This is a genomic window from Paraburkholderia sp. UYCP14C (genome assembly GCF_004197395.1).
Lineage (GTDB): Bacteria > Pseudomonadota > Gammaproteobacteria > Burkholderiales > Burkholderiaceae > Paraburkholderia.
In genome coordinates this window covers 1-965 of the sequence record NZ_SELS01000284.1, presented here as the reverse complement: position 1 = coordinate 965, position 965 = coordinate 1, and the positions used below count along the sequence as shown (strand labels likewise).

The window sequence follows — 965 nt, the reverse complement described above, 5'->3', positions numbered from 1 at the left end:
GTGGCGCCAATGCATCGCTTGATGCGCGAAATCTGAGCCTCGACGCGCGAGCGCAGGCCGTAGCCGTATTTTTTGTGAAACGCATAAATGCCCTTGTCTTTGATGTATTGGACGAGCTCGTCATGCCAGCTCGTCTGTTGGTCACCGTGTACGACCGCGTGAGCCGGCGGGGGTATGACCGGCGTGATGCCTGCCCTGCACAGCGCTTCGCCGCGCTCGATGCTGTAGTACGCGCCGTCGGCAATCACCCGGTCCACCGGCAGATCCGCAGGCAGCATCGCGTCCATGCCTTCGCTGTCCGACACTTCGGTGGTGGTGATCCGGATCGCGTGGATGTCCATGTCCGCATCGATGGATAGATGCATCTTGCGCCACGGCGTGCGATCGGCCGCCTTGCCATATTTCTCTTCGTACCACTGACCGGCCCGAGCGAAGCTCAAACCCGTGCTGTCGACGATCAGGCTCACCGCTTCGCCACGCGCAAGTCGTCGGGCCAGCTGCTCGCAGCGCTGCGTCACGTTCGCCTCCAGCGCGGCAAACCGGTCACACAGCTGGCCGAAGCTTGGCACCGCGATGTCCAGCCCCCTGGTGGCCCAATAGTCCTCCATGTAACCCGTCGTCTGCCGCATGCCCCAGCCGAACAGCCGGTAGAACGTGTAGATCAGTTCGATGTAACAGGCCGTATAAGTGGGCTCGCGTCCCGAGACCCCAGGCATGTAGGGCCTTGCATTGATGAACTGCGTCTTCAACTCGCCACTGGGAAAATACAGGCTGATCATCCCGCGCTTTTTCAGGCTCTGGTTATACGCGCGAGCGTTCGTCACCCGGTACCCGGGCTTCTCGCGTTTGCGCGGTTCGCCTCGTTTCTCTCTGGCTTTATATGGCATTATCCGGCATGCTTTTTATCATCGCGCTGTTTTACCTGAACCGCGATTGTCCGGCAAGACCCCCTTCCGAACAAAGCC

The 965-nt window shown here is 60.4% G+C and carries 1 protein-coding gene; it reads right to left on the bottom strand.

Features of this window, described 5'->3' with window-relative positions; all coding sequences use genetic code 11:
- Positions 1–824, bottom strand: an 824-nt coding sequence (locus EVC45_RS46470; RefSeq protein WP_211193616.1) for an IS5 family transposase, incomplete at its 3' end; no start/stop codon positions are given.
- Between the last annotated feature and the right edge of the window lie 141 nt (positions 825–965).